The organism is Fulvimonas soli, from assembly GCF_003148905.1.
Lineage (GTDB): Bacteria > Pseudomonadota > Gammaproteobacteria > Xanthomonadales > Rhodanobacteraceae > Fulvimonas > Fulvimonas soli.
The window spans coordinates 83,611-110,366 of the sequence record NZ_QGHC01000004.1; the positions used below are offsets into that span (position 1 = coordinate 83,611).

21 protein-coding genes, 1 pseudogene and 6 riboswitches are annotated in these 26,756 nt (G+C 73.4%); of the genes and pseudogenes, 13 read left to right on the forward strand and 9 right to left on the reverse strand.

Annotation, left to right across the window (positions count from 1 at the left end):
- Window positions 1–94 precede the first annotated feature (94 nt).
- The 5 genes from eno to C7456_RS06065 all read right to left on the reverse strand — a co-directional run bounded on the left by eno (window position 95) and on the right by C7456_RS06065 (window position 6,398).
- The gene (gene eno / locus C7456_RS06045; protein ID WP_109722852.1) at window positions 95–1,372 is read right to left on the reverse strand and encodes a phosphopyruvate hydratase; all 1,278 of its coding nucleotides are present in this window, start codon (window positions 1,370–1,372) and stop codon (window positions 95–97) included.
- A 28-nt stretch (window positions 1,373–1,400) separates the two neighbouring features.
- Window positions 1,401–4,697: a DEAD/DEAH box helicase gene (locus C7456_RS06050; RefSeq protein WP_170120185.1), complete on the reverse strand. Its 3,297-nt coding sequence runs from the start codon at window positions 4,695–4,697 to the stop codon at window positions 1,401–1,403.
- A gap of 82 nt (window positions 4,698–4,779) precedes the next feature.
- Entirely contained in the window at window positions 4,780–5,319 is a 540-nt protein-coding gene (ppa, locus tag C7456_RS06055; RefSeq protein WP_109722854.1) for an inorganic diphosphatase, read from the reverse strand.
- Between the two features lie 9 nt (window positions 5,320–5,328).
- Window positions 5,329–5,943 (reverse strand): histidine phosphatase family protein, encoded by a 615-nt coding sequence (locus C7456_RS06060; protein ID WP_109722855.1) that lies wholly within the window; start codon window positions 5,941–5,943, stop codon window positions 5,329–5,331.
- The gene (locus C7456_RS06065) at window positions 5,940–6,398 is read right to left on the reverse strand and encodes a universal stress protein (RefSeq protein ID WP_109722856.1); all 459 of its coding nucleotides are present in this window, start codon (window positions 6,396–6,398) and stop codon (window positions 5,940–5,942) included. The genes C7456_RS06060 and C7456_RS06065 overlap by 4 nt, the downstream gene beginning before the upstream one ends.
- Before the next feature lie 94 nt (window positions 6,399–6,492).
- Window positions 6,493–6,562: riboswitch (Fluoride riboswitch) on the reverse strand.
- Between the two features lie 141 nt (window positions 6,563–6,703).
- Window positions 6,704–6,765: riboswitch (Fluoride riboswitch) on the forward strand.
- A gap of 26 nt (window positions 6,766–6,791) precedes the next feature.
- Here C7456_RS06065 and C7456_RS06070 point away from each other — a divergent pair.
- Window positions 6,792–7,679, forward strand: coding sequence for a prenyltransferase/squalene oxidase repeat-containing protein (locus C7456_RS06070; protein ID WP_109722857.1), 888 nt, complete (start codon window positions 6,792–6,794; stop codon window positions 7,677–7,679).
- A complete protein-coding gene (locus tag C7456_RS06075; protein WP_109722858.1) occupies window positions 7,676–9,409 on the forward strand; it encodes a dynamin family protein in 1,734 nt (577 codons plus the stop codon). Before C7456_RS06070 ends, C7456_RS06075 begins: the two co-directional genes overlap by 4 nt.
- On the opposite strand, the gene C7456_RS06080 is transcribed toward C7456_RS06075, so the two are convergent.
- Window positions 9,399–10,535: a PilT/PilU family type 4a pilus ATPase gene (locus C7456_RS06080; RefSeq protein WP_109722859.1), complete on the reverse strand. Its 1,137-nt coding sequence runs from the start codon at window positions 10,533–10,535 to the stop codon at window positions 9,399–9,401. The genes C7456_RS06075 and C7456_RS06080 overlap by 11 nt on opposite strands.
- Window positions 10,536–10,600: 65 nt before the next feature.
- Window positions 10,601–10,667: riboswitch (Fluoride riboswitch) on the reverse strand.
- A gap of 124 nt (window positions 10,668–10,791) precedes the next feature.
- A riboswitch (Fluoride riboswitch) is annotated at window positions 10,792–10,853 on the forward strand.
- A 26-nt stretch (window positions 10,854–10,879) separates the two neighbouring features.
- Between C7456_RS06080 and C7456_RS17180 the strand changes: the two genes are divergently transcribed.
- The 8 genes from C7456_RS17180 to C7456_RS06115 are packed head-to-tail and all read left to right on the forward strand — an operon-like array spanning window position 10,880 to window position 20,250.
- Window positions 10,880–11,032, forward strand: coding sequence for a hypothetical protein (locus C7456_RS17180; protein ID WP_170120186.1), 153 nt, complete (start codon window positions 10,880–10,882; stop codon window positions 11,030–11,032).
- A gap of 9 nt (window positions 11,033–11,041) precedes the next feature.
- The gene (locus C7456_RS06085) at window positions 11,042–11,986 is read left to right on the forward strand and encodes a respiratory chain complex I subunit 1 family protein (protein WP_109722860.1); all 945 of its coding nucleotides are present in this window, start codon (window positions 11,042–11,044) and stop codon (window positions 11,984–11,986) included.
- A 5-nt stretch (window positions 11,987–11,991) separates the two neighbouring features.
- The gene (locus C7456_RS06090; RefSeq protein WP_109722861.1) at window positions 11,992–12,672 is read left to right on the forward strand and encodes a hydrogenase; all 681 of its coding nucleotides are present in this window, start codon (window positions 11,992–11,994) and stop codon (window positions 12,670–12,672) included.
- Entirely contained in the window at window positions 12,669–14,141 is a 1,473-nt protein-coding gene (locus tag C7456_RS06095; protein WP_109722862.1) for a proton-conducting transporter transmembrane domain-containing protein, read from the forward strand. The genes C7456_RS06090 and C7456_RS06095 overlap by 4 nt, the downstream gene beginning before the upstream one ends.
- Window positions 14,138–15,580, forward strand: a complete 1,443-nt coding sequence (locus tag C7456_RS06100; RefSeq protein ID WP_211306277.1) for a hydrogenase large subunit — start codon at window positions 14,138–14,140, stop codon at window positions 15,578–15,580. Before C7456_RS06095 ends, C7456_RS06100 begins: the two co-directional genes overlap by 4 nt.
- Before the next feature lie 12 nt (window positions 15,581–15,592).
- Complete coding sequence (locus tag C7456_RS06105; protein WP_109722863.1) at window positions 15,593–16,402, forward strand: NADH-quinone oxidoreductase subunit B family protein; 810 nt, start codon at window positions 15,593–15,595, stop codon at window positions 16,400–16,402.
- Entirely contained in the window at window positions 16,392–18,368 is a 1,977-nt protein-coding gene (locus tag C7456_RS06110) for a proton-conducting transporter transmembrane domain-containing protein (RefSeq protein ID WP_109722864.1), read from the forward strand. The genes C7456_RS06105 and C7456_RS06110 overlap by 11 nt, the downstream gene beginning before the upstream one ends.
- Before the next feature lie 10 nt (window positions 18,369–18,378).
- Window positions 18,379–20,250: a dynamin family protein gene (locus C7456_RS06115; protein WP_109722865.1), complete on the forward strand. Its 1,872-nt coding sequence runs from the start codon at window positions 18,379–18,381 to the stop codon at window positions 20,248–20,250.
- A gap of 5 nt (window positions 20,251–20,255) precedes the next feature.
- Here the strand turns inward: C7456_RS06115 and C7456_RS06120 are convergent, their stop codons facing one another.
- Genes C7456_RS06120 through C7456_RS06130 form a run of 3 tightly spaced genes read right to left on the reverse strand, consistent with a single transcriptional unit; the run spans window position 20,256 to window position 21,414 of the window.
- Window positions 20,256–20,798, reverse strand: coding sequence for a hypothetical protein (locus C7456_RS06120; protein WP_109722866.1), 543 nt, complete (start codon window positions 20,796–20,798; stop codon window positions 20,256–20,258).
- Window positions 20,795–21,100 (reverse strand): DUF211 domain-containing protein, encoded by a 306-nt coding sequence (locus C7456_RS06125; RefSeq protein ID WP_109722867.1) that lies wholly within the window; start codon window positions 21,098–21,100, stop codon window positions 20,795–20,797. Before C7456_RS06125 ends, C7456_RS06120 begins: the two co-directional genes overlap by 4 nt.
- Complete coding sequence (locus C7456_RS06130) at window positions 21,097–21,414, reverse strand: DUF190 domain-containing protein (protein ID WP_109722868.1); 318 nt, start codon at window positions 21,412–21,414, stop codon at window positions 21,097–21,099. The genes C7456_RS06125 and C7456_RS06130 overlap by 4 nt, the downstream gene beginning before the upstream one ends.
- Window positions 21,415–21,616: 202 nt before the next feature.
- Window positions 21,617–21,677, reverse strand: a riboswitch (Fluoride riboswitch).
- A 66-nt stretch (window positions 21,678–21,743) separates the two neighbouring features.
- Window positions 21,744–21,805: riboswitch (Fluoride riboswitch) on the forward strand.
- Between the two features lie 68 nt (window positions 21,806–21,873).
- Between C7456_RS06130 and C7456_RS06135 the strand changes: the two genes are divergently transcribed.
- The 3 genes and pseudogenes from C7456_RS06135 to C7456_RS06145 all read left to right on the forward strand — a co-directional run bounded on the left by C7456_RS06135 (window position 21,874) and on the right by C7456_RS06145 (window position 26,691).
- Window positions 21,874–23,226, forward strand: a complete 1,353-nt coding sequence (locus tag C7456_RS06135; RefSeq protein WP_109722869.1) for a hypothetical protein — start codon at window positions 21,874–21,876, stop codon at window positions 23,224–23,226.
- 8 nt (window positions 23,227–23,234) lie between these two features.
- Window positions 23,235–24,587, forward strand: a pseudogene (locus C7456_RS06140) (Hsp70 family protein).
- A 241-nt stretch (window positions 24,588–24,828) separates the two neighbouring features.
- Window positions 24,829–26,691 carry a glycoside hydrolase family 2 protein gene (locus C7456_RS06145; protein ID WP_170120187.1) on the forward strand — a complete coding sequence of 621 codons (1,863 nt, stop codon included), beginning with the start codon at window positions 24,829–24,831 and terminating at the stop codon, window positions 26,689–26,691.
- Window positions 26,692–26,756: the final 65 nt, after the last annotated feature.

Sequence of the window (26,756 nt, forward strand, 5' to 3'; positions counted from 1 at the left end):
TGGGGCGACGGCGGCCGGCCGGTTCGACCGGCCGGGGCGTTGGAAGGCGGCGCGCGCGTGCCCTCGCGGCGCGCGGCAGCGGTGCCGCACGGCGTCAGCGGACGAACGCGCCGCGGCCGGCGAAGCGCGCCCTGGCGCCCAGCTCGTGCTCGATGCGCAGCAGCCGGTTGAACTTGGCGGTGCGCTCGCCGCGGCAGCCGGAGCCGGTCTTGATGTGGCCGCAGCCCAGCGCCACCACCAGGTCGGCGATGAAGCTGTCCTCGGTCTCGCCGGAGCGGTGCGACACGTAGCAGCCGTAGCCGGCGGCCTTCGCCTCGGCGGCGCAGTCCAGCGTCTCGGTCACCGTGCCGATCTGGTTGGGCTTGATCAGGATGGCGTTGGCCACGCCTTCCTTGATGCCCCGGCGCAGCAGCTCCGGGTTGGTGCAGAAGATGTCGTCGCCGACCAGCTCCACGCGCTCGCCGAGCTGGCGGGTCAGCTCGCTCCAGCCGTCCCAGTCGTGCTCGGAGAGCGGGTCCTCCAGCAGCACGATCGGGTAGCGCTGCAGCCAGTCGTCCCACAGCGCGATCATCGCCGCGCTGTCGCGCTCGGACTGGTTGGACTTGAAGAAGCGGTAGCGGCCGTGGTGCCACATCTCGCTGGCGGCAGGGTCGAGCGCGAGCGCCACGTCGTCGCCGGGCTTGTAGCCGGCGGCCCGGATCGCCTTCAGGATCAGCTCGATGGCCTGCTCGTTGCTGTGCAGGTTGGGCGCGAAGCCGCCCTCGTCGCCCACGCCGGTGGACAGCCCGTGCGCGTGCAGCAGCGACTTCAGCGCGTGGAACACCTCCTCGCCGATGCGGATCGCCTCGGCGAAGCTGGGCGCGCGGTGCGGCACGATCTTGAACTCCTGGAAGTCCACCGTGTTGTCCGCGTGGCGGCCGCCGTTGATCACGTTGAGGCAGGGCACCGGCAGCAGCGCGGCCTCGTCGCCGCCCAGGTAGCGGTACAGCGGCAGCCGGCGCGAGGCCGCCGCCGCGCGCGCGTAGGCGATCGACACGGCGAGCAGGGCGTTGGCGCCCAGGCGCGACTTGTGCGGCGTGCCGTCCAGCGCGCGCAGCGCGTCGTCGAGCGCGCGCTGGTCGGCCGGCGCGCTGCCGACCAGCGCCGCGGCGATCTCGCCGCGCACGTGGCCGACCGCCTGCTGCACGCCCTTGCCGCCGTAGCGCTGCGGGTCGCCGTCGCGCAGCTCCACCGCCTCGTGCATGCCGGTGGAGGCGCCGGACGGGGTGATGGCGCGGCCTTCGGAGCCGTCCTCCAGGCGCAGCCACGCCTCGACGGTGGGGTTGCCGCGCGAGTCGAGGACTTCGATCGCATCCAGGTGGGTGATACGCATGGCGTGGGGGCTCCGTGGCAGTGGGAATCTAGGGGGCGGGCAGGTCGAACAGGGCCCGCAGGTCGCGCGCGTCCAGTGCGCCGGGCGCGTCGGCGGCGTCGAGCAGCAGGCCGGCGAGGTCGCTCTTCTCCGTCTTCATCGCCTCGATCTTGTCCTCGATGGTGTCCTCGCACAGCAGCTTGTAGACGAACACCGGCTGCTCGCGGCCCAGGCGGTGCGCGCGGTCGACCGCCTGCTGCTCCACCGCCGGGTTCCACCACGGGTCGTAGTGGATCACTGCGTCGGCGGCGGTGAGGTTGAGGCCCACGCCGCCGGCCTTGAGGCTGGCCAGCAGGATCGGCGTCTCGCGCTGCTGGAAGCGCCGCACCGGCTCGGCGCGGTCGGCGGTGTCGCCGGTGAGCAGGGCGTGCCGGAGGCCGGCCTTTTCCAGCGCCGCGGAGAGCAGCGCGAGCATCGAGGTGAACTGGCTGAACACCAGCACCTGGCGCTCCTCCTCGCGCAGCGCCTGCACCAGCTCCAGCAGCGCGTCCAGCTTGGCCGAGGGCGGCGGCTCGGGCAGGTCGAGCAGGCGCGGGTCGCAGCAGGCCTGGCGCAGGCGCAGCAGGGCCGACAGCACCACCACGCGCGACTGCTCGGCGCCGTAGCTGGCCAGCGCCTCGCGCACGCGCGCGTTCATCGCCAGGCGCAGCGACTCGTACACGCGCCGCTGCGCCTCGCCCATCGCCACGCGCAGCACCGTCTCGGTCTTGGCCGGCAGCTCCGGCGCCACCTCGGCCTTGCGCCGGCGCAGCAGGAACGGCGCGATGCGCCGGCGCAGGATCTCGCCGCGCGCGTCGTCGCCGTGCCGCTCGATCGGCAGGCGGAAGCTGCGGTTGAAGCTGCGGTAGTCGCCGAGGTAGCCGGGCAGCACCGCGTCGAAATGCGCCCACAGCTCGCCCAGGTGGTTCTCCAGCGGCGTGCCGGTGACCGCCAGCCGGTGCGGCGCGCGCAGCCGGCGCACCGCGCGCGCGGTGCGGGTCAGCGGGTTCTTGATCCACTGCGCCTCGTCCAGCACCAGCAGGGCGTAGTCGAGCTTTTCCAGCGCCTCGACGTCGTTGGCCAGCAGCGCGTAGCTGGTGACGATCACGTGCGCGCCGGGCAGCTCCGGCAGCCGCGCGGCGCGCGCCGGGCCGGTGAAGTTGACGCGGCGCAGGGAGGGCGCGAAGCGCGCGATCTCGTCCAGCCAGTTGAACACCAGGCTGGTGGGGGCGACGATCAGCGCCGGCCGGTCGAGCCGGCCCGCCTCGTCCTCCAGCAGCAGGTGGGCGATGACCTGCACGGTCTTGCCCAGGCCCATGTCGTCGGCGAGCACGCCGCCCAGGCCGTGCCGGCGCAGCGCCTGCAGCCATTGCAACCCCTCGCGCTGGTAGTGGCGCAGCTGCCCGCGGAAGCCGGCCGGCAGCGCCGGCGCGGGCGCGGCCAGCGCCTCGCGCAGTGCGGCCAGCGCGCCGGCGATGTCCGCCGCCTGCGGGCCTTCCACCGGAATGCCCTGCTGGCGCAGCGCGTCGCTCAGCGCCATCGCCTGCGAGCGCGACAGGTCCAGCCCGGCGGCGTCCGCGCGCCGGCCCGGGCGGTGCAGGCATTCCAGCAGCGGGGTCATCCACTCGCGCAGCCACGCGAGCCGCAGCGGCAGCCAGCGCGCGTGGCCGAGCGGCGCCAGCCAGTGCGCGTCGGGCGGCTCGTCCGCCGCCGGCGCCAGCGCGAACTCGCGGCGCGCCAGGCCGCCGAGCACGATCGGCAGCACGTCGATCTCCTCGCCGTTGTCGAGCGTGGCGGCCAGCTCGAACTGCGTCCACGCGCCGCCCTCGCCGGGCGCCAGCGTGGCGCGGAAGCGCGGCTCGTGCGGCAGCACGGTGAACGGCAGCTCCGCGTCGTACTCGAGGCGGATGCCGGCGTTGCCCAGCGCCTGCAGGCGCGCCTCCAGCGCGGTGAAGGTCTCGGCGCCGCCCTGGTACAGCTCGCGGCAGCCCAGCGCCGCGGCGGGCGGCGGCGGCGCCAGCTGGCGCCACGCCTCCGGCACCAGCGTGCCCAGGCCGACCAGGCCCAGCGCGGCCAGCGCCTGGCCGGCCTGCATTTCCGCCTCCACGTCGCGCCGGATGGCGACGAGGCCGTCGCGTTCCATGCGCACCCATTCGGCGCGCCAGGGCTCGTCGGCCAGCGGCAGGCGAAGGCCGCCGTAGTCGGCCCAGGCCTGCAGGTGGAACACGTAGTCGCCGCGCAGCGCATGGCGCGAGGCGCCGAGCACGGCCACCGGCCGCAGTGGCGCGCGCAGCTCGCGCAGCGGCGGCGCCGGCGGCGGCGCGGGCAGGGCGGACAGCAGCGGATGCGGCGGCCAGTCGGCGCGCAGCGCGTCGAGCTCCCGCGGATCGGCCGGCGGCATGTGCCGGGCCATCGCCCAGGCGGCCGCGCCCAGTTCCAGCCGGCCGATCCGGCCGTCGTGCTCGTCGAGGTAGTACAGCGCGTCCAGTTCGATCGGCCGCAGCTCGCGGCCGTCCTCCCACGCCAGTTCCAGCACGGCCCGGCCGCGCGCATCGAGGCGCCATCGCCATGGCGGCTGCCGCGGCGCCCCGGCCACGAGCGGGCGCAGGCCGTGCGCGTGGTGGCAGAGGCCGGCCTCCAGCCATTCGGCCAGCAGCGCCGCGCCGCCGTGGCCCTGCAGGAAGTACCCCTGCTCGGACTTGCCGGAGCGGCGCCGGCCGAGCGCGAGCTGCGCCTGCCACATCAGCGCCTGGCGGGAGAGGTGCGGCCGTGCGCGCGCCTGGTCGGCGGCGATCCAGCGATGCGGCTGCGCGAGGCCGTCGACGGCGGGCACCAGCACCAGCCGCGCGGCCAGCCGCACGCTGTCCTGCTCGTCCACCGTCTCCAGCAGGCAGACCAGTTGCCGCGGCGCGACCGCGTCGGCCACGGCCGCCGGCGCTGCCGCCGTTTCCTCGTGCATGGCCAGGCTGTGCCGCCAGCGTTCGAGCGGCGACATCGCGCGCGGCCAGTCCAGCAGCTGTTGCAGGCGAAGCATCAGCGCGGCGGCGTGCGCGCACAGCGGCTGGCCGCAGCCGCATTCGGAGGCGACCTGCAGCTGCCCGAACAGCGGGTAGAGAAACACGCTCACCCGCAGCAGCCGGCCCTCGTCCGTCACGGCGCATTGCAGGGCGTCGCCGCGGCCGCCGCCGGGGCGGTACCAGGCCAGCGGCTTGTGCCAGTGCTGCGCGCCGCGCGCCATGCGCTCGGCTTCCTTCAGCGCGGCGCGGCCGAAGTGCGCGGCCAGCGGCAGCTGCTGGATGGCGTCCATCAGCGCGCGGCGCGCCTCCTCGGCAGGCGGCGCCGCAACCGCTCCCGCCGGCCGGTCCGGCAGCGCCACCGCCGGGCCCGCGTCAGCCCTGGCGCGCGGCGGCGTAGGCCTTGACCGAGCGCTGGATTTCATCGTGGGCGGCATCGGCATGGCGCCAACCCTCCATGCGGACCCACTTGCCCTTCTCCAGGTCCTTGTAGTGCTCGAAGAAGTGCTGGATGCGGGCGCGGGTGGTTTCCGGCACGTCCGTGACGTCGCGGACGTGCTGGTAGGCGGGGAACACCTTGGCGTTGGGCACGGCGATCAGCTTGGCGTCCTCGCCGTTCTCGTCGGTCATCATCATCAGGCCCACCGGGCGGCAGGCGATCACCGAGCCGGGCACCAGCGGGATCGGCATGACGATCAGCACGTCCAGCGGGTCGCCGTCGCCGCACAGCGTCTGCGGCATGTAGCCGTAGTTGCACGGGTAGCGCATCGGCGTGGACAGCACGCGGTCCACGAAGATGGCGCCGGACGCCTTGTCGACCTCGTACTTGACCGGGTCGGCGTCCATCGGGATCTCGACGATGGCGTTGACGTCGTGCGGCACGTTCCAGCCGGGGGATACTGCGGAGAAGGCCATGCGCGGTCCTCAGAGACTCGAAAGGTGCTGGGTTTCGTTGACCGCCTCGACGACGAAGCGGTCGTCGGCGTAGGCGATGGTGCTGATGCCGCACGGCGACGGGGCGAACAGCCAGTAGGCGGAGAGCGGCAGCCCGAGCGCATGGCAGAGCAGGGCGCGGATCACGCTGTCGTGGGTGACCATGGCGATGGTGCCGCGCGGGTGCTTGTGCAGGATCGCGGTCAGCGCGTCCGCCGTGCGCGCGGCCAGGTCCTGCAGCGATTCCCCGCCGGGGATGCGGAACGCATGCGGCGCCACCTTCCACAGCGCGGCCTCGCGCGGCCAGCGCCTGCACACCTCGTCGACGCCGAGGCCGGTCCAGGCGCCGTAGTTGATGTCGTTGAGCTCGGGGTGGGGGATCGCGGCGGTGTGGAACGGCGCGCAGATCGTGTCCGCCGTGCGCACGCAGCGGCTCAGCGGGCTGCAGTAGACCGCGCCCAGCGCGGTGCGGCCGGTCAGGTACTCGGCGGTGGCCTCCGCCTGGCGCAGGCCGCGCGGGGTCAGCGGCAGGTCGAGCCGCCCGCGGAAGGTGGGCGGGTCGATGCCCTGCACCTCGCCGTGGCGTATCAGGAGCAGCCGGGTCATGGCGCGGCTCCCGCGGGGCGGTCCGTGCTGAACACGACCGGGACGGGGCAGTCCCGGCCGAGGTCGCGCAGCAGCCGGGCGCCGGGCGACTTCGGCACGCCGTCCGCCTTCGGCAGCACGACGCGGTCGATGCGGTGGCTGGCGATGACCTGCTCGACGATGCCGCGGTCGGGCTGGTCGAGGCAGCTGCCGTCGACTTCCACGCCCAGGCGCCGTCCCAGCCGGGCGAAGGCGATGAGGTCGTCGGTCAGGGCGACGCGGGCGGAAGCGGCGGCGCCGGCATTCGCGGAATGCGGCGCGACCGCCAGCACGAACAGCCGCGCCGAGCGTTGCCGCGCGAGCGTCAGGGCATGCTCGACGGCCCTGTCGGTGTCCGGCGAGCCGTCGTAGAGCACCAGGATGTGCCCGCCGCCTTCCTCTCCTGCGGGGAATCCGTCGGGATGAACGCTGTACATGACCAAGCTCCCAATGGGCCTGCCAGGCGCGCACTCGGAGACGGACTTTGCGGGGGAAAGTCGTGCCTACCAGGAGCTTCGTCACCGAAGCGCGTCGTTGGTAGGCATCATTAGCCTTGCGGCGGTTGGGTCATGCGGGGAGGAATGCCATCTCCCGCGATCAACAGTACCCCAGCCCCATCCGCGCATCAAGACGGTGGCGGGGAGAGCCGCGCGTGCCGTGGCGGGCGGGGCCGCGAGTCCCCGGCGACGGTGTGCGACCGGGAAAGCGCCGGGCAGGAAGGCGCGGAAGATGGCATGCTTGCCGGCGGACGGGTGATGGAGTCCACCTACGATTGCCGCGACGGCTGATGACTCCTACAGGCAACTCGAAGCTCCCCCGAGGAACTCCCCGTGTCCTGTACGCCCGCGATCACCGCACCGAATCCCGTCCTGCGGCAGCGCCTGGCGCGCGCCTTCCGGCAGGCGCGCGCCTACCTGCTGGAACGCCAGTCGCCCGGCGGCGGCTTCTGCTTCTACCGCGGCTACTACCTCGAGGAACCCAGCCTCGCCGACACCTGGCATGGCGTGGGGGCCTGGAGGCTGCTGACGCGCGAGCGCCTGCCCGGGCACGCGCGGCACGTGGCGTTCATCCGCGGCCTGCCCGTCGAGCCGCAGCCGTTCGCCCTCTGCTACCGCGTGCGCGGCCTGCAGGCGCTCGGCGCCGCGGACTTCCACGAGGCCGAGGTGCGGGCCGCCATCGCCGCGCTGTCCCTGCGCCTGCCGGCGATGGACGGGACGGACCTCCAGTCGCCCCTGCGGCGGCTGGCCTACGGCCTGTGGCTCCGGCGGCATGCCGGCCTGCCGCGCGATGAAGCCGCGCTCGCGCATGCGCTGCGCGAGGCGGAGGACCCCGATGGCGGCTACGGCCATCCGCCCAACCTGCACGACACGGCGGAAGCGCTGGCGGTGCTGGCCGCCTGCGGCGAGCGGGCAGGGCCGCGGACGGCGGCGTTCGTGCGCCGCCTGGCGGTCCGCGGCTTCGGCTTCCAGCTGACCGCGCACTCGCTGTCGCCCAGCCTGGAGACGACCTGCGCGGGCGTGGCCTGCTGCGCGCGCCTGGGCATCCCGGTCGACCACGCCGACGACGCCATCGACTTCATCGCGGGCTGCCAGACCGGCAGCGGCGGCTTCGCGTTGCGGCCGGAGGCGCTGCCCGACCTGGCGTGGACGTATCTGGCCCTGCGCACGCTGCGGCGCTGCCTGGGCGTGCCCGCGCTGGACGAGGGCGCCGCGGCATGAGCACGGCCTTCGACCGGCGCCATGCGCGGCTGGCCGCGGCGATCGCGGCGGCCGCGCGCCTGCCCGGCCGCCGCGCCGACGCATTCGCCGCCCTGCGCGAGCGCTTCGCCGGGCATGCGTTCCACCTGGTGGTGGCCGGCGAGTTCAAGCGCGGCAAGAGCACGCTGGTCAACGCGCTGGTCGGGCAGGACCTGCTGCCCACCGGCGTGGTCCCGCTGACCTCGGTGGTGACCGTGCTGCGCGGCGGCCCGGCGACGGCGATGACGGTGCGCTTCGAGGACGGCGGGACACGCGAGGCGCCGCTTGCCGAACTGGCTAGCTACGTCACCGAGGCGGGCAATCCGGGCAACGCCAGGGGCGTGCGCGAGGTGACGCTGACGCTGCCCTCGCTCGACGGCGGGCTGCGGCTGATCGACACGCCCGGCGTGGGCTCGGTGCACGAGCACAACAGCGAGGCCACCGCGCGCTATCTGCCGGAAGCCGACGCGGTGATCCTGGTGGTGTCCGCCGACCAGCCGCTGAGCCGCCACGAGCTGGACTTCCTGCAGGTGGTGCGCGGCCACGCCGGCAAGGTGTTCGTGCTGCTCAACAAGGTCGACTACCTGACGGCGGCCGAGCGGGAGCAGTCGCTGGCCTTCGTCGGCGCGGCGCTGGAAAAGGCGCTGGGGACGCGGCCCGCGCTGTTCCCGGTGTCCGCGCGCGAGGGCCTGCGCGCCCGCCTGGAGCGGGACGAGCCGGGATGGCGGGCCAGCGGCCTGGCCGCGTTCGACGCGGTGCTGCGCGCGTTCCTGCAGCGCGAGGGCGGCCGGCTGTGGCTGGACGCGATGGCGCGCCGGCTGGCGCGGCTGCTGGCCGAGCGGCGGTTCGCACTGCAGATGGAGATCCGGGCGCTCACCGCGCCGCAGGAAACGCTGCAGGCCGCGCGGCGCGCGCTCGCGGAAGGGCGCGAACGGCTGCGCCATGCGCGCGCCGACTTCGCCGCGGCGCTGGAGGCGGAGCGGCGGCGGATCATGCGCGAGCGCATCGAGCCGGACCTGGACGCCTTCGGACGCGACCTGCGCGCGCGCCTGCGCGACGCACTGGCCTCCTGCGGCGAGACGTGGCGCGGAGCCGGCGTCGCGCGCCTGCGCGAGGCGCTGGAGGCGTGCACGGTGGAGACCGTGCGCCGCGAATGCGATGCCTGGCGGCGGGCGGGAGGCGACACGATGCGCGCGGCGTTCGACCAGGCCGGCGAACGCCTGTGGCGGCACCTGGCCGACGCCGTGGACGGGCTGCTGCGCGCCTGCGCCGAGCTCCTCGACGTGCCGTTCGCGGCCACGCCGGCCGAGGCGCCGCCACAGGCGCCGCCCGCGTTCTACTACAAGTTCTGGGAGGCGCCGCCGTCGCTGCGCCTGCTCGGGCAGGGACTGGCGCGCCTGCTGCCCGGCGCGCTCGGCCGCGCGCGGGCGATGCGCCAGGCGCGCGAGCGCGCGGACGACCTGGTGCAGGTGCAGTCCGGGCGCATGCGCCACGATTTCGAGGAACGGCTGAAACAGGCGGCGCAATGCCTGCTGGCACAGGCGGACGCGCACGTCGACGCCAGCCTGGCCGGGATCGGGGAGGCCCTGGCGCAGGGCGAGGCGCGGCAACAGGACGATGCGGCGGCTGTGGAAGCGCGGCTGCGCGCGTTGCGCGCGGACGTTGCCGCGACGCAGGCGCTGGAGGCGATGCTGGCGGACGCTAGCGGATAGGCGCCTCGCCGGGCAGCTCGCCGGCGAAGTCGTCCAGGCGCAGCGCGCCGGGATCGTCGGGCGGGGCCAGGCCGTCCAGCCGAAGGCGCAGCGCCAGGTCCGTGCGCGAGTCGGCGGCGTCCAGCGCCTGCCGGTAGTCGATGCGGCCGTCCGCGTAGAGCCGGTACAGCGCGTCGTCGAAGGACTGCATGCCCAGCTCCTTGCCCTGCCTCATCGCGTCGCGCAGCTTGTGGATCTCGCCCTTGGCGATCAGGTCCGAGACGTAGGGCGTGGCCAGCAGCAGCTCCACCGCGGGCACGCGCCCGCCGTCCACGGCGCGCAGCAGGCGCAGCGACACCACCGCCTTCAGGTTGAGCGACAGGTCGATCAGCAGCTGCTGCCGCGCCTGCTCGGCGAAGAAGTTGACGATGCGGTCCAGCGCCTGGCTGGCGTTGCTGGCGTGCAGGGTGGCCAGGCACAGGTGGCCGGTCTCGGCGTAGGCGATCGCCTGCTGCATGATCTCGCGGTCGCGGATCTCGCCGATCATGATCACGTCGGGCGCCTCGCGCATGGCGTTCTTCAGCGCGTTGGCGTAGCTGAGCGTGTCCAGGCCGATCTCGCGCTGGTCCACCACCGACTGCTTGTGCACGTGCAGGTACTCGATCGGCTCCTCGATGGTGAGGATGTGCCCGGTGCGCACGCTGTTGCGGTGGTCCAGCATCGACGCCAGGCAGGTGGACTTGCCCGAGCTGGTCGCGCCCACCACCAGCACCAGCCCGCGCGGCAGCAGCACCAGCTCCTTCAGCAGCGGCGGCAGGTTCAGCGCCTCGATGCCCGGGATCCGGCTGGTGATGTAGCGCACCACCATCGCCACGTCGCCGCGCTGGCGGTAGATGTTGATGCGGAAGCGGCCGGCGTCGGCCAGCGCGATCGCCAGGTTCATCTCCAGCGTGGCCTCGAACTCGCGCTGCTGGCGCTCGTTCATCACCGCGTAGGCCATCGCGTGCACCTGCTCGGCGGTCAGCCGCGCCTCGCCCAGGTGGCGCGTCTCGCCGCCGGCCTTGAGGCTGGGCGGCGCGCCCGCGCTGAGGAACAGGTCGGAGGCCTGCCTTTGCACCATCAGGTGCAGGTACGCATTCAGATCCATCGCCCGTCTCCTCGTGCCCGCGATCCGGCGAGGCCGGGCATGGGCGACGGTCCGCCGATGTCCGGCACGTGACAGGCATCATCAGCCTTGCGGCGGTTCGGCGACGGGAGGCATGCCATCTCCCCGCCGCGACGGTAGCGCAGGGCGTCGCGGGGCGGCAAGCCGGGTTTCACGGCCGTTGCACGAGCGGGCCGATAGATCAGGACGGTGCGCGTCCGGGCAGGTATTCCAACGCCGCCCGGGCGCGTGCTAAGTTGCGAAGCAGGGCGATGGAGTCCGCCTTCGACCGCCCCCAGGGCTGATGACTCCTACAGGTATCGAACGCGACCCCACGGGAGCCGCTCATGACCTGTATCGCCCTGTGCCTTTCCCTCCTGACCGCCGCCATGCTCGCGGCGCGGCAGCGCGCCAGCGGCATCTTGTGCCGCGCCGCGGCGCGACGGCGGCGGGCCGGCCCGGCAACGGCAAGCTTCCCGGTCCGCCGTCCGTCGCGCTGACGCGCCGCCATGCTGCGCGACGTCCTCGACCAGGTGGCGCAGGTGGTGACGGTGGCGGCGCTCTCGCCGCTGTTGCAAGGCTTCATCCTGCGCTACGAGGAGCGCGTGCAGCGCGCGCGCGGGCCTTCGCTGCTGCAGCCCTACCGCGACCTGCGCAAGCTGTTCCGCAAGCAGCTGGTGGTGCCGGCCACCGCCAGCTGGGTGTTCTGGTGCGCGCCGGTGGTGGCGTTCGCGGCGATGCTGACGGTGCCGATCCTGATCCCGGTGCTGACCGACTTCCCGCTGCCGCAGTCGGACATGGGCGACATCCTGGGCGGCGGCCTGGTGCTCACCCTGGGCACCTTCTTCGTGAACCTCGCGGCGCTGGACTCGGGCAGCGCCTACGGCGGCATCGGCGCCAGCCGCACGGTGATGATCGCGATCCTCGCCGAGCCGATCCTGATCCTGGTGTTCGTCGGCATCACGCTGATGGCGCACGCGATGCTGCCGTTCGTGGTGAACCACCTGCTGGTGGCGCATCCGGAGGTGTACTGGAGCCCGACGCACCTGTTCCTGGTGGCGGCCTTCTTCGTGCTGCTGCTCACCGAGACGGACCGCCTGCCGATCCATTCCAGCACGCACATCGAGGTCTACATGATCGAGGAGGCGCGCATCCTCGAATATTCCGGCCCGCTGCTGGCGCTGCTGAAGTGGGCGTCGATGATGAAGCAGTTCATCCTCTACACCATCTTCTGCCACGTGCTGCTGCTGCCGTGGGGGCTGTCCAGGCTGGGCACCGCGCTGGGCGTGGGCGGCGCCGTGCTCGGCATCGGGCTCAAGTTCGCCGTGGTCGCCTGCGCGGTGATCGGGGTGGAGACCGCGCAGTCGCGCCTGCGCTTCTACCGCTACCAGGAGCCGCTGGCCGCGGCCTTCCTGCTCGCCGTGCTGGCCGTCGTGGCCAACCAGATCCGCTGACCGCCATGCTCGCCGCCCACCTCGCCCCGCTCGCCGCCTCGCTGTTCAGCCTGCTGGCCATCGCCAGCCTCCTGCTGGCCTTCGTGATGCTGGGCTCGCGCTGGCTGAAGGACTACATGCTGGCCTTCGCCGCGCAGTCGTGGCTGATCGGCATCCTGTCGGCCGCGGTGGGCTACTACGGCGGCTACGCCGAGCTGTACTGGGTGGGCGGGCTCACCGTGCTGTTCCGCGGCGTGGTGCTGCCCTGGCTGATCCTGCGCATCCTGCGCCGGCTCAACACCGCGCGCGAGCTGCACGAGGTGCTGAGCACCTCCACCAGCCTGGTGATCGGCGCGGGCGCGGTGATCTTCGCGCTGGTGGTGTCGGTCCGCCTGGCCGCCGAGCTGGGCCTGGCCTCCAACGTGGTGGTGCTGGCGCTCACCGTGATGTTCTCGATGAAGCTGATCGGCTTCCTCATGCTCACCCTGCGGCACGAGGCGATCAGCCACATCCTGGGCATCCTGGTGCTGGAGAACGGCATCTTCCTCGGCACGCAGATCCTGATGCCGGGCATGCCGCTGATGATCGAGCTGGTGCTGCTGTTCGACCTGCTGGTGGCGGTGGCCTGCTTCGGCGTGCTGGTGCGCTACCTGCTCACCCACATCGGCAGCACCAGCAGCCGCGAACTGCGGAGGCTGACCGGATGAGCCTGGGGCTGCGCATCGCGCTGTTGTGGCTGGCGCCGGCGCTGGCGGTGGCGCTGGGCCTGCTGGCGCGGCGACCGCGCGCCAGCGAATACCTCAACCTCGCCGCGAGCGTGGCGGTGTTCGTGCTGGCCGTGCCGTTGCCGTTCCTGCACGGCCTGCCGGCGACGCTGCTGGGCGGCTACGTGATCGTCGACGCGCTGGGCGCTTGGGTGGCGCTGTGCGTGGCGGTGGTCTACCTGCTGGCCTCGATCTACGCGGTGGCCTACATGCGCCAGGCCGCGCACCGCCAGGCGCAGCTGCCGGTGTTCTACGCGCTGTTCGCCGGCTTCGCGCTGAGCATGCTGGTGGCGCCGCTGGTCAACAGCGTGGGCGTGTACTGGATCGCCATCGAGCTGACCACCCTGGTGAGCACCTTCCTGGTCGGCTTCGAGCACAACGCCGAGAGCATGGAGGCGGCGTGGAAATACATCATCGTGGTCTCCTCCGGCATCAGCCTGGCGCTGCTGGGCACGGCGCTCCTGTACTGGGGCGGCAGCTTCGTCTACGGCGAGACCTACATGCTGACCTGGGCCTCGCTGACCGCCGCCGCGCCGCACGTGCCGCCGGTGCTGCTGAAGATGGGCTTCCTGCTCGCGCTGATCGGCTACGGCACCAAGGTCGGCCTGGCGCCGATGCACACCTGGCTGCCGGACGCGCACAGCGAGGGCCCCGCGCCGGTGTCGGCGATGCTCTCCGGCGCGCTGCTCAACACCGCGATGGTGGGCATCGTGCGCCTGCTGGCGGCGGCCGACGCGGCGGGGCAGGGGCGCCTGCCGCACGTGGCGCTGGTGGTGCTGGGCGTGTTCTCGCTGCTGATCGGCGCGCTGTTCATCGTGCGGCAGCGGCAGGTGAAGCGGCTGATGGCGTATTCGAGCGTGGAGCACATGGGCGTGCTGGCGCTGGGCTTCGGCTTCGGCGGCACGCTGGGCGTCGCCGGCGCGCTGTACCACATGCTCAACCATTCGCTGGCCAAGCCGCTCCTGTTCTTCGGCGCGGGCAACGCGATGCAGCGCTACGGCAGCAAGCGCATGGACGACATCCGCGGCGTGTGGGGGCAGTTCCCGGTGTCGGGCGCGATCTGGCTGTGCGGCGCCGTCGCCATCACCGGCGCGCCGCCGTTCGGCCTGTTCCCCAGCGAGTTCGCCATCCTGCGCGCGGGCTGGTCGGGGCCGCACCTGTGGGCGGCGATCGTGATGCTGGTGCTGCTGATCGCAATCTTCGTGGCCTTCCTCAACCATTTCCGCGCGATGTACCTGGAAGCGTCGCCGCTGGCGCCGCCGGCGGCCCCGACGGCGGCCTGGGGCGCCGGCTGGCGCGTGCTGCCGATGGCGCTGGCGCTGGCCGCGCTGCTCGCGCTGGGGCTATGGTGGCCGCCGGCCTGGCAGGCGCTGTTCGCCGACATCGCGCGCGGACTGGGAGCCGTGCCATGAGCGCCTCGGTGCGCGCCGCGAACCTCGACGCGCAGGCGCTGCCGACGCGCCTGGAGCAGCTGCTCGGTGCCGGCGGGCGCATGCAGATGGCCTACGCCTGGCATCCGCAGCCGGGACGCACGGAGGTGCGCTACCTCGCCGCGCCGGGGCCGCGCCAGCCGTTCGAACTGTGGAGCTGCCGCGCCGACGGCGGCGAGCTGCCCAGCCTGGCGCTGCGCGCGCCACTGCTGGGCTGGTACGAGCGCGAGATGCAGGACCTCTACGGCCTGGCTTTCCGCGGCCATCCCGAGCCCTACCCGCTGGTGGTCGAGCGCTCGGCCGAAGGCACGCTGCGCGCGCCGCTGGTGCTGCCGGAGGTGAGCGACCCGCAGGTGCAACTGCTGGGCTTCGGCCCGGTGCGCGCCGACGTGCTGGAGTCGGCGCAGTTCCTGTTCTTCTACCTGGGCGAGGCGATCGTGCACTACCTGCCGCGCCTGTTCCTCAAGCACCGCGGCATGGAGGCCAAGTTCGAGGGCGCGTCCCCGATGCACGGCTGCGTGCTGGCCGAGCGCGTCTCCGGCGTGGGCAGCGTGGCGCACGCGCTGGCCTACTGCCAGGCGGTGGAGGACGCGGCCGGCTGCACGGTGCCGCCGCGCGCCAAGCGGCTGCGCGTGCTGCTGGCCGAGCTGGAGCGCCTGTACAACCATCTGCACTACTTCGGCCAGCTGGCCGACTCCACCACGCTGAAGGTGGGCCAGGCCGAGGGCCGTCTGCTGGAGGAGCGGATCAAGCAGCTCGCCGGGCGCCTGACCGGCCAGCGCTTCATGCGCAACCTGCTGTGCCCGGGCGGGCTGCGCCGCGACGTCGCCGTGCCGGTCGACCTGGCCGACACGCTGCAACGGCTGCGCCGCGAGGTCGAGAGCTACCTGGCCCAACTCGAACGCACCACCAGCTACCTCGACCGCCTGCTCGCCACCGGCGTGCTGCGCAAGGACGTGGCCTTCGACCAGGGCGCCACCGGTCCGGTCGAGCGCGCCTCGGGGCTGGACCGCGACCTGCGCCGCGACCATCCCTACGCCGCCTACGACGAACTGCACGTGCCGGTGGCGCTGGCCGAGGAGGGCGACGCCTACGCCCGCGCCCGCGTGCGCGCGGCCGAGCTGCGCGCCGGCTTCGACCTGCTGGAGCTGCTGTTGCCGCGGCTGGAGCACGGCCCGGTGTACGCGCCGTGCGCGCCCGAGCCGCTGGGCTTCGGCCTGGGCTGGGCCGAGTCTCCGCGCGGCTCGCTCTACTACGCGGTGCACCTCGATGCGCAAGGCATGCTGGCGCGGGTGAAGATCAAGTCGCCTTCGTTCTCCAACTGGCGCGCGTTCCCGTTCACCGTGCACCAGACCAACATGATGGACTACGCCATCAACGAGGCCAGCTTCGGCCTCACCATCGCCGGCTGCGACCGCTAGGAGGAACGAGCCATGCCTTTGTGGACGCTGCGGGGACTGGCCCAGGGCATCGCCACCGCCGACTGGCCGCACGGCGCGGCGGACGCGCACGGCCAGCAGGGCACGCTGGGCATGCCGCGCATCGCCGCCGAGCGCTGCGCCGACGCCTGCCACCGCTGCGCCGACGTGTGCCCGACGCAGGCGATCCGGCTGGACACGCGCGGCCACCTGGAGTCGCTGGACTACGGCCGCTGCGTGGCCTGCCAGCTGTGCGTGGAGACCTGTCCCGCCGGCACGCTGCAGCCGGGCGGCGAGTGGGCCTTCGGCGTGCGCGAGCGGGAGGACCTGGAATGGACGCTGGCGCCCGGCCCGCTGCCGGCCGAAGAGCGTCTGGCCGCGCACATCGAGCAGAGCTTCCGCGGCAGCCTGCACGTGCGGCACGTCGACGCCGGCTCCTGCAACGGCTGCGAGTCGGAGCTGCAGGCGCTCAACAACCCGTTCTACAACCTGCACCGGCTGGGCATCTTCTTCACCGCCTCGCCGCGCGCGGCCGACCTGCTGCTGGTCACCGGCACGGTGACCGCGGCGATGCGCGAGCCGCTGCTGGCGGCGTGGGAGGCGATGCCCGCGCCCAAGCGCGTGCTGGCCTGCGGCACCTGCGCGGTGAGCGGCGGCGCCTGCGGCGGCACCTACGCCAGCGGGCGCGGGCTGGATGGCGTGCTGCCGGTGGACGTGTGGCTGCCGGGCTGCCCGCCCAATCCCGCCGCGATCATCGAGGCGCTGCTGCTGCTGCTCGAACGCAAGCCGCAGCGCGTGAAGGGAGGACGCCTGCATGACGGCTGAGTCGCTGCTCGCGCTGGCCGCCGCGCTGTGGCTGCTGGCGATCGTGCTGGGCGTGCTCGGGGTCGGCCGGCGGCCGGCGCGGCTGGCGCTGGCGCTGGGCTGCGCCGCGGCGGCGGCCGCCGCGCTGGGGCGTCTGCCCGGCGGCATCGCCTTCGCGCCGCTGTGGCCCGGCGTGGCCGGCACGCGGCTGGCGCTGGCGCCGGACGCGCTGTGGCTGCTGCTGTTCGGCGCGATCGCGGCGTTCTTCGCCACCGCGCTGGGCTCGCCGGCCGCGTCCTGGCGCAGCTGGAGCGTCGGCGCCGGGCTGTGTCTGCTGGGTGCGCTGGGCTGCTTCGGCGTGCAGGACGCGCCGGGCTTCCTGATCGCCTGGGAGCTGATGAGCCTGGGCGGTGCGGTGCTGCTGGTGGGCGAGCGGCTCGGCCCCACCCGCGACGGCTACGGCCTGCTGTTCATGCTGGGCTTGTTGGAAGTCGGCGCCATCGCCTTGACCGCCGCGCTGCTGCTGGCGGCGCAAAGTGTCGGCAGCCTCGACTTCGCCGATTTCGCCGGGCTGGCCACGCACGCCGCCGGCGCGCGGCAGCTGCTGATCGGCCTGCTGCTGCTGGTCGGCTTCGGCGCCAAGCTCGGCCTGCTGCCGTTCTACGAGTGGTACCCGGGCGCCTACGGGCAGGGCAGCGGCGCCAGCGGCGCGCTGTTGTCGGGGATCGTGCTCAACGCGGCGTTCTTCGCGCTGGAGCGCGGCTACACCGTCTGGCTGCCCGGCAGCCTGCCGCTGGGCGTGGTGACGGTGGCGGCCGGCGTGCTGAGCGCGATCCTCGCGGTGCTGTACGCCTTCCAGGAGGACGACTGGCGGCGCCTGCTGGCGTTCTCCTCGGCCGAGAACGCGGCCATCGCGGTGACCGTGCTGGGCGCCTGCGCGATCTTCCGCGGCGAGGGGCTGCAGGCGCTCGCCTCGCTGGGCTACCTGGTCGCGCTGCTGCACCTGGCCGGCCACGCGCTGGCCAAGGGCTGCCTGATGCTGGCCGCGGACGGCGCCTACCGCGCCGCCGGCAGCTACGCCATCCGCCAGCAGGCGCTGCTGCGCCACGGCCGCTGGTACTACGGCGTGGGCGTGGTGTTCGCCGGCATGAGCCTGGCGGCGATGCCGCCGCAGGCGGGCTTCGTCAGCGAGTGGTTCACCTTCCAGACGCTGTTCCAGGGCTTCCACCTCGACGGCCTGGGCGGGCGCCTCACGCTGTCGCTGGCCGGCGCCGGCATGGCGCTGACCGCGGCGGTGGCCTTCGCCACCTTCGTCAAGCTGGTGGGCCTGGGCGCGCTGGGCCGCCGTGCGCGCGAGGACGGCGCGGCCGGCCGCGTGCCGGGCGCCCACGCCGCGGCCTGCGGCCTGCTCGGCCTGGGCGTGCTGGCGCTGGCGGTGGGCATGCCGTGGTGGCTGCACGCGCTGGACGGGGCGAGCGCCGCGCGCTTCGCGGGGCAGAGCAGCCTGGCGCTGCGCAAGGACCTGCTGCTGGTGCCGCTGACCGACGGCTTCGCCTTCATCTCGCCGACCAAGCTGGCGCTCGCGCTGCCGCTGCTGGCGCTGATCCCCTGCGCGCTGCTGCTGCGGGCGCGCCTGCGCCACCGCCCGCGGCGCGCGCCGGTGTGGTACGGCGGCTTCGCGCGGCCGCCGCACGGGGCGACGACCTCGCTCACCTTCTCCAACGCGATGCGCACCTTCTACGCCTTCGTCTACCGGCCGGAGACGGAGGTGGGCCACGAGTACGCCGGCAGCGCGTACTTCGTGCGGCGCGTGCTGTACCGCGCGCAGGTCTCGCCGCTGTTCGAGGCCAAGGTGTTCCGCGTGCCGGTGCGCGCGGTGCAATGGCTGGCGCGGGGCCTGAGCCCGCTGCAGTCCGGGCACATGAACTTCTACCTCGGCCTGGTGGGCGTGCTGCTGGTGCTGATCATGGCGGTGGCGCTGGTCTGACCCTCAAGCGATGCTGACCGAGAACCAGCGCCAACACATCCTCAACCTGCTCAGCCATATCGAGCACGAAGTGCAGGACGGCCTCCGCGCGCTGACCGAGCAGGACCCGCAGGCGCTGTTCCCGCGCTACGCCGACCCGCCCGAGCCGCGCCGCGTCGCCGCGCTGCGCGCGCATCTGGAGCGGTTGCGCTCGGCGATGCGCCGCTTCATGGACGCGCACGGCATGGCCCGGCCGAACCTGCCGGCGGTGGACGCTTCCTGGGCCTTCGAGACGCGCATGGCGCTGGCGCGCAACGCGGTGTACGACCTGCGCCCGGGCTACATGCGCGGCTACGGCGCGCTGGACGAGGAGGGCGAGCGCGACTGCCGCGCGCTGGCGGCGGAGCTGGGGCTGCTGCTGGACGACATCGGCCGCGAGCTGCGCCGCCAGCCGCTGGAATTGCCCGCGGGCGTCGACCGCGGCGGCCTGCTCGCGCTGCTGGCGGAGATCGTGGCGCGCCACCACTTCTTCGAGCTGCGCGAGGCGCTGCGCCGGCTGCTCGCCGGCGGCGAGACGGTCGAGGTGGCCGTGCTCGGCCGGGTGAGCAGCGGCAAGTCCTCGCTGGTCAACGCGCTGCTGGGGCAGGACCTGCTGCCGACCGGCGCCATTCCGGTCACCGCGGTGGTCACGCGCATCCGCCACGGCGAAGCGCTGCGCATCGAGGCGCTGGACGCCGAGGGCCGCGCGCAGACGGTCGCGCCGGAAGACCTGCCGCAGTGCATCGTCGAGGGCGGCCGCCTGGCGGGCGGCCTGCGCGAGGTGGACATCGCCGTGCCGGCCGCGATGCTGGCCGGCGGCATCGTGCTCACCGACACGCCGGGGCTGGGCTCGCTGCACGCCAGCGCGTCCGCGCACGCGCTGACCTACCTGCCGCGCTGCGACCTGGGCATCGTCGCCATCGACGCCGCGGCGACGCTGTCCACGCCGGACGCCGACCTGCTGCGCGCGCTGCAGCAGGCGCACGCGCAGCGCATGGTGCTGCTGACCAAGTGCGACGCGGTGGCGCCTGCGGCGCTGGCGCAGCAGCGCGACTACGTGGCCAGGACGCTTTCGGAGCTGCTGGGCGAGCCGGTGGAGGTGCACCCGGTCAGCGTGGCGGCGGCGCAGGCCGGGCTGTTCCGCCACTGGCGCGAGACGGTGCTGGCGCCGGCCGAGGCCGCCTGCGCGGCGGCCTCGGCCGAGCGCGCGCGGGCGCGCACGCTGCGGCTGGCGCGGCAGGTCGGCCTGCGGCTGGAGCAGGGCCTGCGCGAGGCGCCGGCCGCATCGGCGCCGGCGGGCGCGCCCGGCGCCGCGCTGGCGGCGCTCAACGAACTGGAGGACCGGCTGCGCGACCTGTGCGCCCGGTTCGCCCAGAACGGCGCCGCGGTGGTGCTGCGCGATGCCGCCGAGGAGCAATCGCAGGACGCGGCGCTGCCGCAGCGCGTGGCCGGCCTGGCCGGCGAGCTGGCCGACCAGGTGGTGCGCGACATCGCCGCCGGCCTGGGCAAGCTGGCGGCGGAGGCGGCGCCCGGCCAGCGCGACGAGCTGCTGCGCGGCGCGCCGCCGTTCGCCTGGACGCCGCCGGACGCGGGCGTGTCCGCGCGCGGCGGCCCGCGCTTCTGGCGGCAGTGGCGGCTGCGGCGCGAGCTGCAGCGGCAGTTCGGCGCGCCCTTGCAGGAAGCCTTGGCGGACTATGCGCAGCAGTTGCGGGAATGGCTGGCGCAGGCCTGCCGCGCGCTGCGGCAGGCGATGCGGGGCGAAGCCCCCGCCGGCGCGCCGGCGGGCGGCGACGCCGAGCAGATGCGCCTGGACCTGCAACGCCTGCGCGCGTGGCTGAAGGATGCTCCGGCCGACGGGGCCTGACGCTCTCAGGCGATCTTCAGCGCCGCGCCGAGCCAGGCCAGCAGGCCGCCCGCCGCACCCAGCGCCAGCACCCAGTACAGCGGCCGGCCGAACACCGTGCGCGCGAGCAGCCAGCCGAGCAGGCACAGCGCGACGATCGAGACCGCGATCGGCGTCCAGCGCGGCAGCCAGGCGAGCGCGCCGACCAGCATCGGCAGCAGCGCGCCGGCGAACGTGCACAGGCTGGCCATGGCCGCCTTGGACACGGCCTCGCGGAACACGGCACGGCCCAGGCGGCTGGTGGCGAAGCGCCCGTGCGCCACCAAGTTGAGCTGCCGCTCGGCCTCGACCAGCTCGCCACGCAGGTCGGCGTAGTGCGCCACCAGGAAGACGAAGGCGCCGGAGACCGCCGCCGCGCCCGCCACGCGGAAGGCCAGGCCGGGCGTCGCCGGCGCCGCGGCGGCGAGCATGTGGCCGGCGCCCAGGGTGAGGGCGGTGAGGATGCCGTCGGTGAGCCCGGCGACCAGGTCCAGCCGGTAGGCCGCGCCGCGGCCGGCCAGGCGGCTCAACGCTTCCTCGCCACCGCCTCGACGACGCGCTCGCCGCAGACGATCTGGTCCAGGCTGTGCACCACCGCGCCGGTCTGCTCGATGGCGCGCACGATCTGCGCGTAGTCCAGCCGCTCGCCTTCCACGATCACGTCCATGCCCACCGTCTCGATGTCGATCTCGCCCACGGTGATGTTGATCCCCGCCACGCCGTCGCAGGCGCCGATCGCCGCGGCGATGTCGGGGATCGCCGGCCGCGCCACGGCCTTGTCCACGTCCATCACCAGGCGGCGGATGTTGAGCCCGGCCGTGCCGGCGCTCATTGGCCGACGACGCCGAATTCCGCGGGGAACTTGGCCCAGAACAGCGGCGCGCCGTCCTCGTGCACGATGTCGAGCATCTTGGTGGTCTCGTCGTCGTCGAGGATGAACTCCACCATCACCGTGTTCTCGCCGGCCAGCTCGAAGAAGTGCTGCTCGTGCAGCACCCCGTGGCGGCCGTAGCCGGCCAGCGCCTTGAAGGCCGAGCCGCCGTGGACGCCGTGCTTCTTGGCCTGCTCCAGCAGCCATTCGTACAGCAGCGTGCCGCGGTGCTTCTGGTTCTCGTGCATGTAGAAACGAAGCGAGCAACCTTTCATGACACCTCCACCGTGCTTGCGGGCGGGAGGGCTCCGGCGCCGCGCGCAGCCGGCCCCGCGGCGTGCCGGCCGGGGTGCGCCGGCACCCCGGGGCGATTCCGTCGCAGCGAAGCCGGCATGCGCATGACCCACCACCCCGGACAGGTTTCAGGGCGGACTCCGGCAGGGAAGGGGGGATCAGCCGCCGCCTGCCGGAAGCCCGGTACAGGTAGGCATCATCAGCCTTGCGGCGGTTCGAGGAGAATGCCATCTCCTTGGCGGCCAACGTTAGCCGCGCGCTCCGGCCAAAATCAAGCCGCCGGCGCTCGGGCGAAGTGAAGTAAAATGGCCGCCGCATGGGCGATGGAGTCCGCCTGCGACCGCCCTCAGGGCTGATGACTCCTACGAAGGTGCCGGCACGCCGGCGCCACCAGCCGGAAAGTCTCGACGCCCGCCGGGCCCCGGCCGGGCGGTCCGCCCATGCCCACGTTCTTCTGCCCGTCCTGCTTCGCCGGGATCGATCCGGCGACCCGCATCTGTCCCGCCTGCGGCGCCGACGTCGCCGCCTGGCGCGGGCGGGCGTACCCGGAGCGCCTGGTCCATGCCTTGCTGCATCCGCTGGCCGACGTGCGCATGACGGCGATCGACGCGCTGGGGCGCCTGCGCGCTCCCGGCGCGGCATGGGCGCTGGCCGATTGCGCGATGCGCCATCCCCGCGACCCGGTGCAGGGAATGGCGATCATCCACGCGCTGGAGCGGTTGCCGCGCGATGCGGCGTGGCTGGCCGCCGTGCGCTCGCTGCGGGAGCATCCGGTCGCGGCGGTCGCCAGGGCGGCGGCCGGGCTGGCGGAAAACGCGGGAGAGACGCCCGCGCCCGGCGACGATCCGGCGGCCTTCCGCGCGCTCATCGACGACTACGCCGACCACGCGGCGGCCATCGAGCGGCTGGCCGGCATGGGCGAAGGAGCGATCCGTCCGCTGCGGCGCTACCTGCGGGAGGGCCCCCAGGCCAACCCGCAGGGCCGGCTGTTCGCCGTGGACATGCTTGCGCGCCTGCGCTCGGCGGAAGCCACCGCCGGGCTGCGCGAGGTGCTGCGCGGAACGCCGCTGCGCGAGCTGCCCGCCAGCCAGCGGGACGCCGAGTACCAGGTCAGGGACGCCGCGCTGCGCCACCTGGTCGGGCGCGATTACCCCGAACGGGACGCAGACGTCGCCTGCGCGTTGCAATCCGAGCGCCTGCCCGGCGCGGTGGCTGCGGCAGGGCGGCTGGGCCTGGCGGCGCTTGCACCCGACCTGGTGCGGATGCTCGGCGACGACGTGCTGGAAGGCGCCGCGGACGAGGCGCTGCTCGCGCTGGGCGAGGCCGCCGTCGCGGCCATCCTCGCGGCGTTGCCGGCGCTCCTCGATGCCGAGCGGGACAATGCACGCGCGCGCCTGGCCCTGGTCAGGACGCTGCTCGTCCTGTGGCGGCTGCACGCCACGCTGCCGCCCGAACCGGCCCGCGAGGCACGGCGCCGGCACCCCTTCGTGGCGGCCGCCGCGGCGCTGTTCGAGCCGCCCGGCCAGGACGGCGCCGGGCGGCTGCTCGATGGCGCGGCCGGCGATCTCGCCGGGCTGGCGAACGCCTGCCGCGAGCGGCTGCGCCACCCGGCCTACGGTCCCTGGCTGTCGCCGGCTGCCGCCGCGCTGCTCCGCCGCGCCGTCGAGCCGGACATTTACGGAAACGCCCGCCCGTTGTCGCGCGAGTCGGCGCGATGGCTGGCCGGGCTGGCCGGAGCCGCGTCCGCTGGGCTGCCGTCTTCCATCGAAACCAGGAACAGACAGAAGAAGTGACGAACCCCATGCGTGTTGGAATCGATTTTGGAACCAGCTATTCGGCCGCCGCCGCGGTCGTCGATGGCAAGGTGGAGCTGATCCGCTTCGGCGACGCCTGCCAGTTCCGCACGGCCGTGTTCTTTCCCGAGCAGGTGCCCAATCCCGACGACTTCCGCTTGACCCCCGCGCTGGCCGCGCAGGTGGAATCCATCGTGCGCGCCGCGCGCATGCAGCAGGCCAGGGGCCCGGACGCGCAGCTGCGCCGCGATGCGATCCGCGTGGTGCGCCGGCAGTGGATGGAGGAACAGGCGCGCACGGCGGCGGCCTCCATCGCCGACTTCCAGTCCGCGCTGTTCGGCGAGGAGGCCGTCGAAGCCTACCTGGAAGAGGGCACGGGCCATCTCATCGAGTCGCCGAAATCGATGCTGGGCTACCGGCTCGATCCGCCCGTGCGCAAGGTCATCGTCAGCATCGCCGCGCACATCCTCGAGCACATCCGCCTCACCGCCACGCGCCAGCTGGGCGTGCCCGTGCGGGAGGCGGTCATCGGCAGGCCGGTGGAGTTCCGCAGCTCGATGGGGGTGGCCGGCGGCGCGCAGGCGCTCGAACTGCTGCGCGAGGCGGCCGCGATGGCCGGCTTCGACGACGTGTCGTTCCTGGAGGAACCGGCCGCCGCGGCCATGCATTACCACCTGGGTCTGGCCGAGCGGCAGGACACCTTGATCGTCGACATCGGCGGCGGCACCACCGATCTCGCCCATGCGGAGCTGGGCGGCGGCCTGCCGCCGGTCGTCCACCGCAGCTGGGGCCTGCCCAGGGGCGGCGCCGACCTCGACGTCGGCGTGAACCTGCACGGCTTCATGCCGCTGTTCGGCCGGGATGCCTCGGCGGTACCCGCGCACCACTATGTCGAGGCGGCGAGCGTGCACATCCTGCCGAAGCAGCGCGAGTTCCGCCGGCAGGACTATCGCCGGGTCGAGGAACCCTACGGCTCACGCCTGCGCGCGCTGCAGCGGCCCGGCGCGACCACCCGGCTGAACCGCCTGGCCGAACGCATCAAGATCGAGCTGGGCGGGGCCGAACACAGCGAGGCCGCGCTGGGGTTCATCGAAAGCGGCCTGGCCGTCGCGGTCGGGCAGGACGATTTCCTGCAGGCGTCCCAGGATTTCCTCCAACGCCTGCGGCAGCTCCTGGAACGGGCCCGCGCGGACATGGCCGGCACGCCGGCCAGCCTCTTCCTGACCGGAGGCAGCTAGCGCTCGCCCTATTTGCAGGCCCATGTGCGCGACTGCTTTCCGGGGATCGGGATGGTGCAGGGCGATCCGTCGCTGGGCGTGGTGTCGGGACTGGCGCTGGCCGCATGGTCGGCATCGGCCTAGACGGCGTTGCCGGAGGCGCCGCGGCACGTCCGAGGACATGCGCACCCGCGACTACTAGGCCACGTGCGCGACCGGCGCGATCTCCTTTCGGCGCGGGCGCTTGAGGTCTCGGCCTGTGCCTATCCGAACCCACGTGCCCGTTCCCAGGCGTGACGGCAGGCTTGGACATTTGTCGGACAATCGGCCATCCTGCCGGAACGGCGGTGCGCCGCCATGAGCGAGGCCGATGAGGGAAGGGCGGATGACGGGCAGCATCAGGGCATGGGGCGTGGGCGTCTGGACGGCCGTGGCCATGGGCCTCGCTTCGGCGGCGGTGGCGGGGCCGGGCCGGGCGACCGTCTGGAACGGCAAGGTGGCGCCATTGGCGACGCCGTGGACGGCCGAGGTGTCGCCCGCCAACGCATTGCCCGAGTATCCGCGCCCGCAGCTGGCGCGCCCGTCGCTGGAGCATCCGCAGTGGATGAGCCTGAACGGGCTGTGGCAGTACGCGCCGGGCGACGGGCAGGGCGCGCCGCCGTTCGGCCGGACGCTGGAGGGGCAGGTGCTGGTGCCGTATCCGGTCGAGTCGGTGCTCTCGGGCGTGCAGAAGCACTCGGACTTCATGTTCTACCGCCGGCTGGTGGACGTCCCGGCGGCCTTCACCGCGCACGGCCAGCACGTGCGGCTGAACTTCGGCGCGGCGAACCACGACGCCACGGTGTACGTCAACGGCACCCGGGTGGCGCATCATGCGGGCGGCTATACGTCCTTCGGCGCGGACATCACGTCGGCGCTTCGCCCGCACGGCCCGCAGGAGATCGTCGTCGCCGTGCACGCGCCGGTGGACGGCGCCAACGTGATGGTCGGCAAGCAGCGGCTGAAACCCGAAGGCATCTTCTACACCGCGGCCTCGGGCATCTGGCAGTCGGTGTGGCTGGAGCCGGTGCCGGCCACCAGCCTGGCGCAACTGGTCTTCACGCCGGACCGCGGCCTGGACGCCTTCACCGTCACCTCGAAGGTGGACGGCGGCGGCGAGGGCGCCACGCTGCACGTCACCGCCTACGCGGACGGCAAGGCGGTGGGCGAGGCGGGCGGACCGGCCGGCCAGCCGCTGCGCCTGGCCGTCGCGCATCCACATCTGTGGAGTCCGCAGGATCCGTTCCTCTACACCTTCAAGGCCACGCTCACGCAGGGCGACCAGCGCGACGAAGTAACCAGCTATGCGGGCCTGCGTACCATCGCCGTGGAGAAGGTGGGCGGGCGCAACCGCATCGTGCTGAACGGCAAGCCGACCTTCCTGCTGGCCACGCTGGACCAGGGCTACTGGCCGGACGGCATCTACACCGCGCCCACCGACGCGGCGCTCAGGTTCGACATCCAGAAGACCAAGGACCTGGGCTTCAACACCATCCGCAAGCACATCAAGGTGGAGCCGGCGCGCTGGTACTACTGGGCCGACCGCATCGGCCTGATGGTGTGGCAGGACATGCCGGCGCTGCCGAACGGGCGCAACGACAGGCTCGGCGACGCCGACAAGGCCGGCTTCCGCGCCGGCGTCTCGGCCATCGTCGACCAGCTCAGGGGCGAGACCTCGATCATCGGCTGGATCCCGTTCAACGAGGGCTGGGGCCAATGGAGCATCCCGGCCGCCGCCGAGCTGGCCGCGCAGATCAAGCAGCTCGACCCCTCGCGCCTGGTCGATGCGCGCAGCGGCGCCAACTGCTGCGACACCCAGGGCGACCCGCACGCCGGCGACGTCTACGACGTGCACGACTACCAGGGGCCCGGCCTGCCCAGCCCGGACGCGGAGCGCGCCGCCATCGACGGCGAGCACGGCGGCCTGACCCTGGGCATTCCCGGCCACGTCTGGCCCAACACGCCGATCAACCCCTACGGCGCGGTGAAAGACCGCGCGGCGCTCACCGCCGGCTACGTCGCCAATACCGCCGTGCTGCGCGACAAGGGCGTGCCCAAGGGCATGTCCGGCAGCGTCTACACCCAGATCACCGACGTCGAGGGCGAGCACAACGGCCTGTTCACCTACGACCGCAAGGTCGAGAAGGTGGACGAGGCCCAGGTGCGGGCGATCAACGAAGCGACGATACGTGCGGGTGGGCTGCCCTGAGGCTGCGTGCTCCTTTTTGCCGCTACGTCAGAACAAGTGCAGTTGTGTGCCAGTCGGCGGGTTGC

Bases quoted from the DNA above. Each gene is read 5' to 3' on its own strand.
- eno (WP_109722852.1), bottom strand. From the start codon at position 1,372: ATGCGTATCACCCACCTGGATGCGATCGAAGTCCTCGACTCGCGCGGC.
- C7456_RS06050 (WP_170120185.1), bottom strand. From the start codon at position 4,697: ATGGACGCCATCCAGCAGCTGCCGCTGGCCGCGCACTTCGGCCGCGCC.
- ppa (WP_109722854.1), bottom strand. From the start codon at position 5,319: ATGGCCTTCTCCGCAGTATCCCCCGGCTGGAACGTGCCGCACGACGTC.
- C7456_RS06060 (WP_109722855.1), bottom strand. From the start codon at position 5,943: ATGACCCGGCTGCTCCTGATACGCCACGGCGAGGTGCAGGGCATCGAC.
- C7456_RS06065 (WP_109722856.1), bottom strand. From the start codon at position 6,398: ATGTACAGCGTTCATCCCGACGGATTCCCCGCAGGAGAGGAAGGCGGC.
- C7456_RS06075 (WP_109722858.1), top strand. From the start codon at position 7,676: ATGAGCACGGCCTTCGACCGGCGCCATGCGCGGCTGGCCGCGGCGATC.
- C7456_RS06080 (WP_109722859.1), bottom strand. From the start codon at position 10,535: ATGGATCTGAATGCGTACCTGCACCTGATGGTGCAAAGGCAGGCCTCC.
- C7456_RS17180 (WP_170120186.1), top strand. From the start codon at position 10,880: ATGACCTGTATCGCCCTGTGCCTTTCCCTCCTGACCGCCGCCATGCTC.
- C7456_RS06085 (WP_109722860.1), top strand. From the start codon at position 11,042: ATGCTGCGCGACGTCCTCGACCAGGTGGCGCAGGTGGTGACGGTGGCG.
- C7456_RS06090 (WP_109722861.1), top strand. From the start codon at position 11,992: ATGCTCGCCGCCCACCTCGCCCCGCTCGCCGCCTCGCTGTTCAGCCTG.
- C7456_RS06095 (WP_109722862.1), top strand. From the start codon at position 12,669: ATGAGCCTGGGGCTGCGCATCGCGCTGTTGTGGCTGGCGCCGGCGCTG.
- C7456_RS06100 (WP_211306277.1), top strand. From the start codon at position 14,138: ATGAGCGCCTCGGTGCGCGCCGCGAACCTCGACGCGCAGGCGCTGCCG.
- C7456_RS06105 (WP_109722863.1), top strand. From the start codon at position 15,593: ATGCCTTTGTGGACGCTGCGGGGACTGGCCCAGGGCATCGCCACCGCC.
- C7456_RS06110 (WP_109722864.1), top strand. From the start codon at position 16,392: ATGACGGCTGAGTCGCTGCTCGCGCTGGCCGCCGCGCTGTGGCTGCTG.
- C7456_RS06115 (WP_109722865.1), top strand. From the start codon at position 18,379: ATGCTGACCGAGAACCAGCGCCAACACATCCTCAACCTGCTCAGCCAT.
- C7456_RS06125 (WP_109722867.1), bottom strand. From the start codon at position 21,100: ATGAGCGCCGGCACGGCCGGGCTCAACATCCGCCGCCTGGTGATGGAC.
- C7456_RS06130 (WP_109722868.1), bottom strand. From the start codon at position 21,414: ATGAAAGGTTGCTCGCTTCGTTTCTACATGCACGAGAACCAGAAGCAC.
- C7456_RS06135 (WP_109722869.1), top strand. From the start codon at position 21,874: ATGCCCACGTTCTTCTGCCCGTCCTGCTTCGCCGGGATCGATCCGGCG.
- C7456_RS06145 (WP_170120187.1), top strand. From the start codon at position 24,829: ATGACGGGCAGCATCAGGGCATGGGGCGTGGGCGTCTGGACGGCCGTG.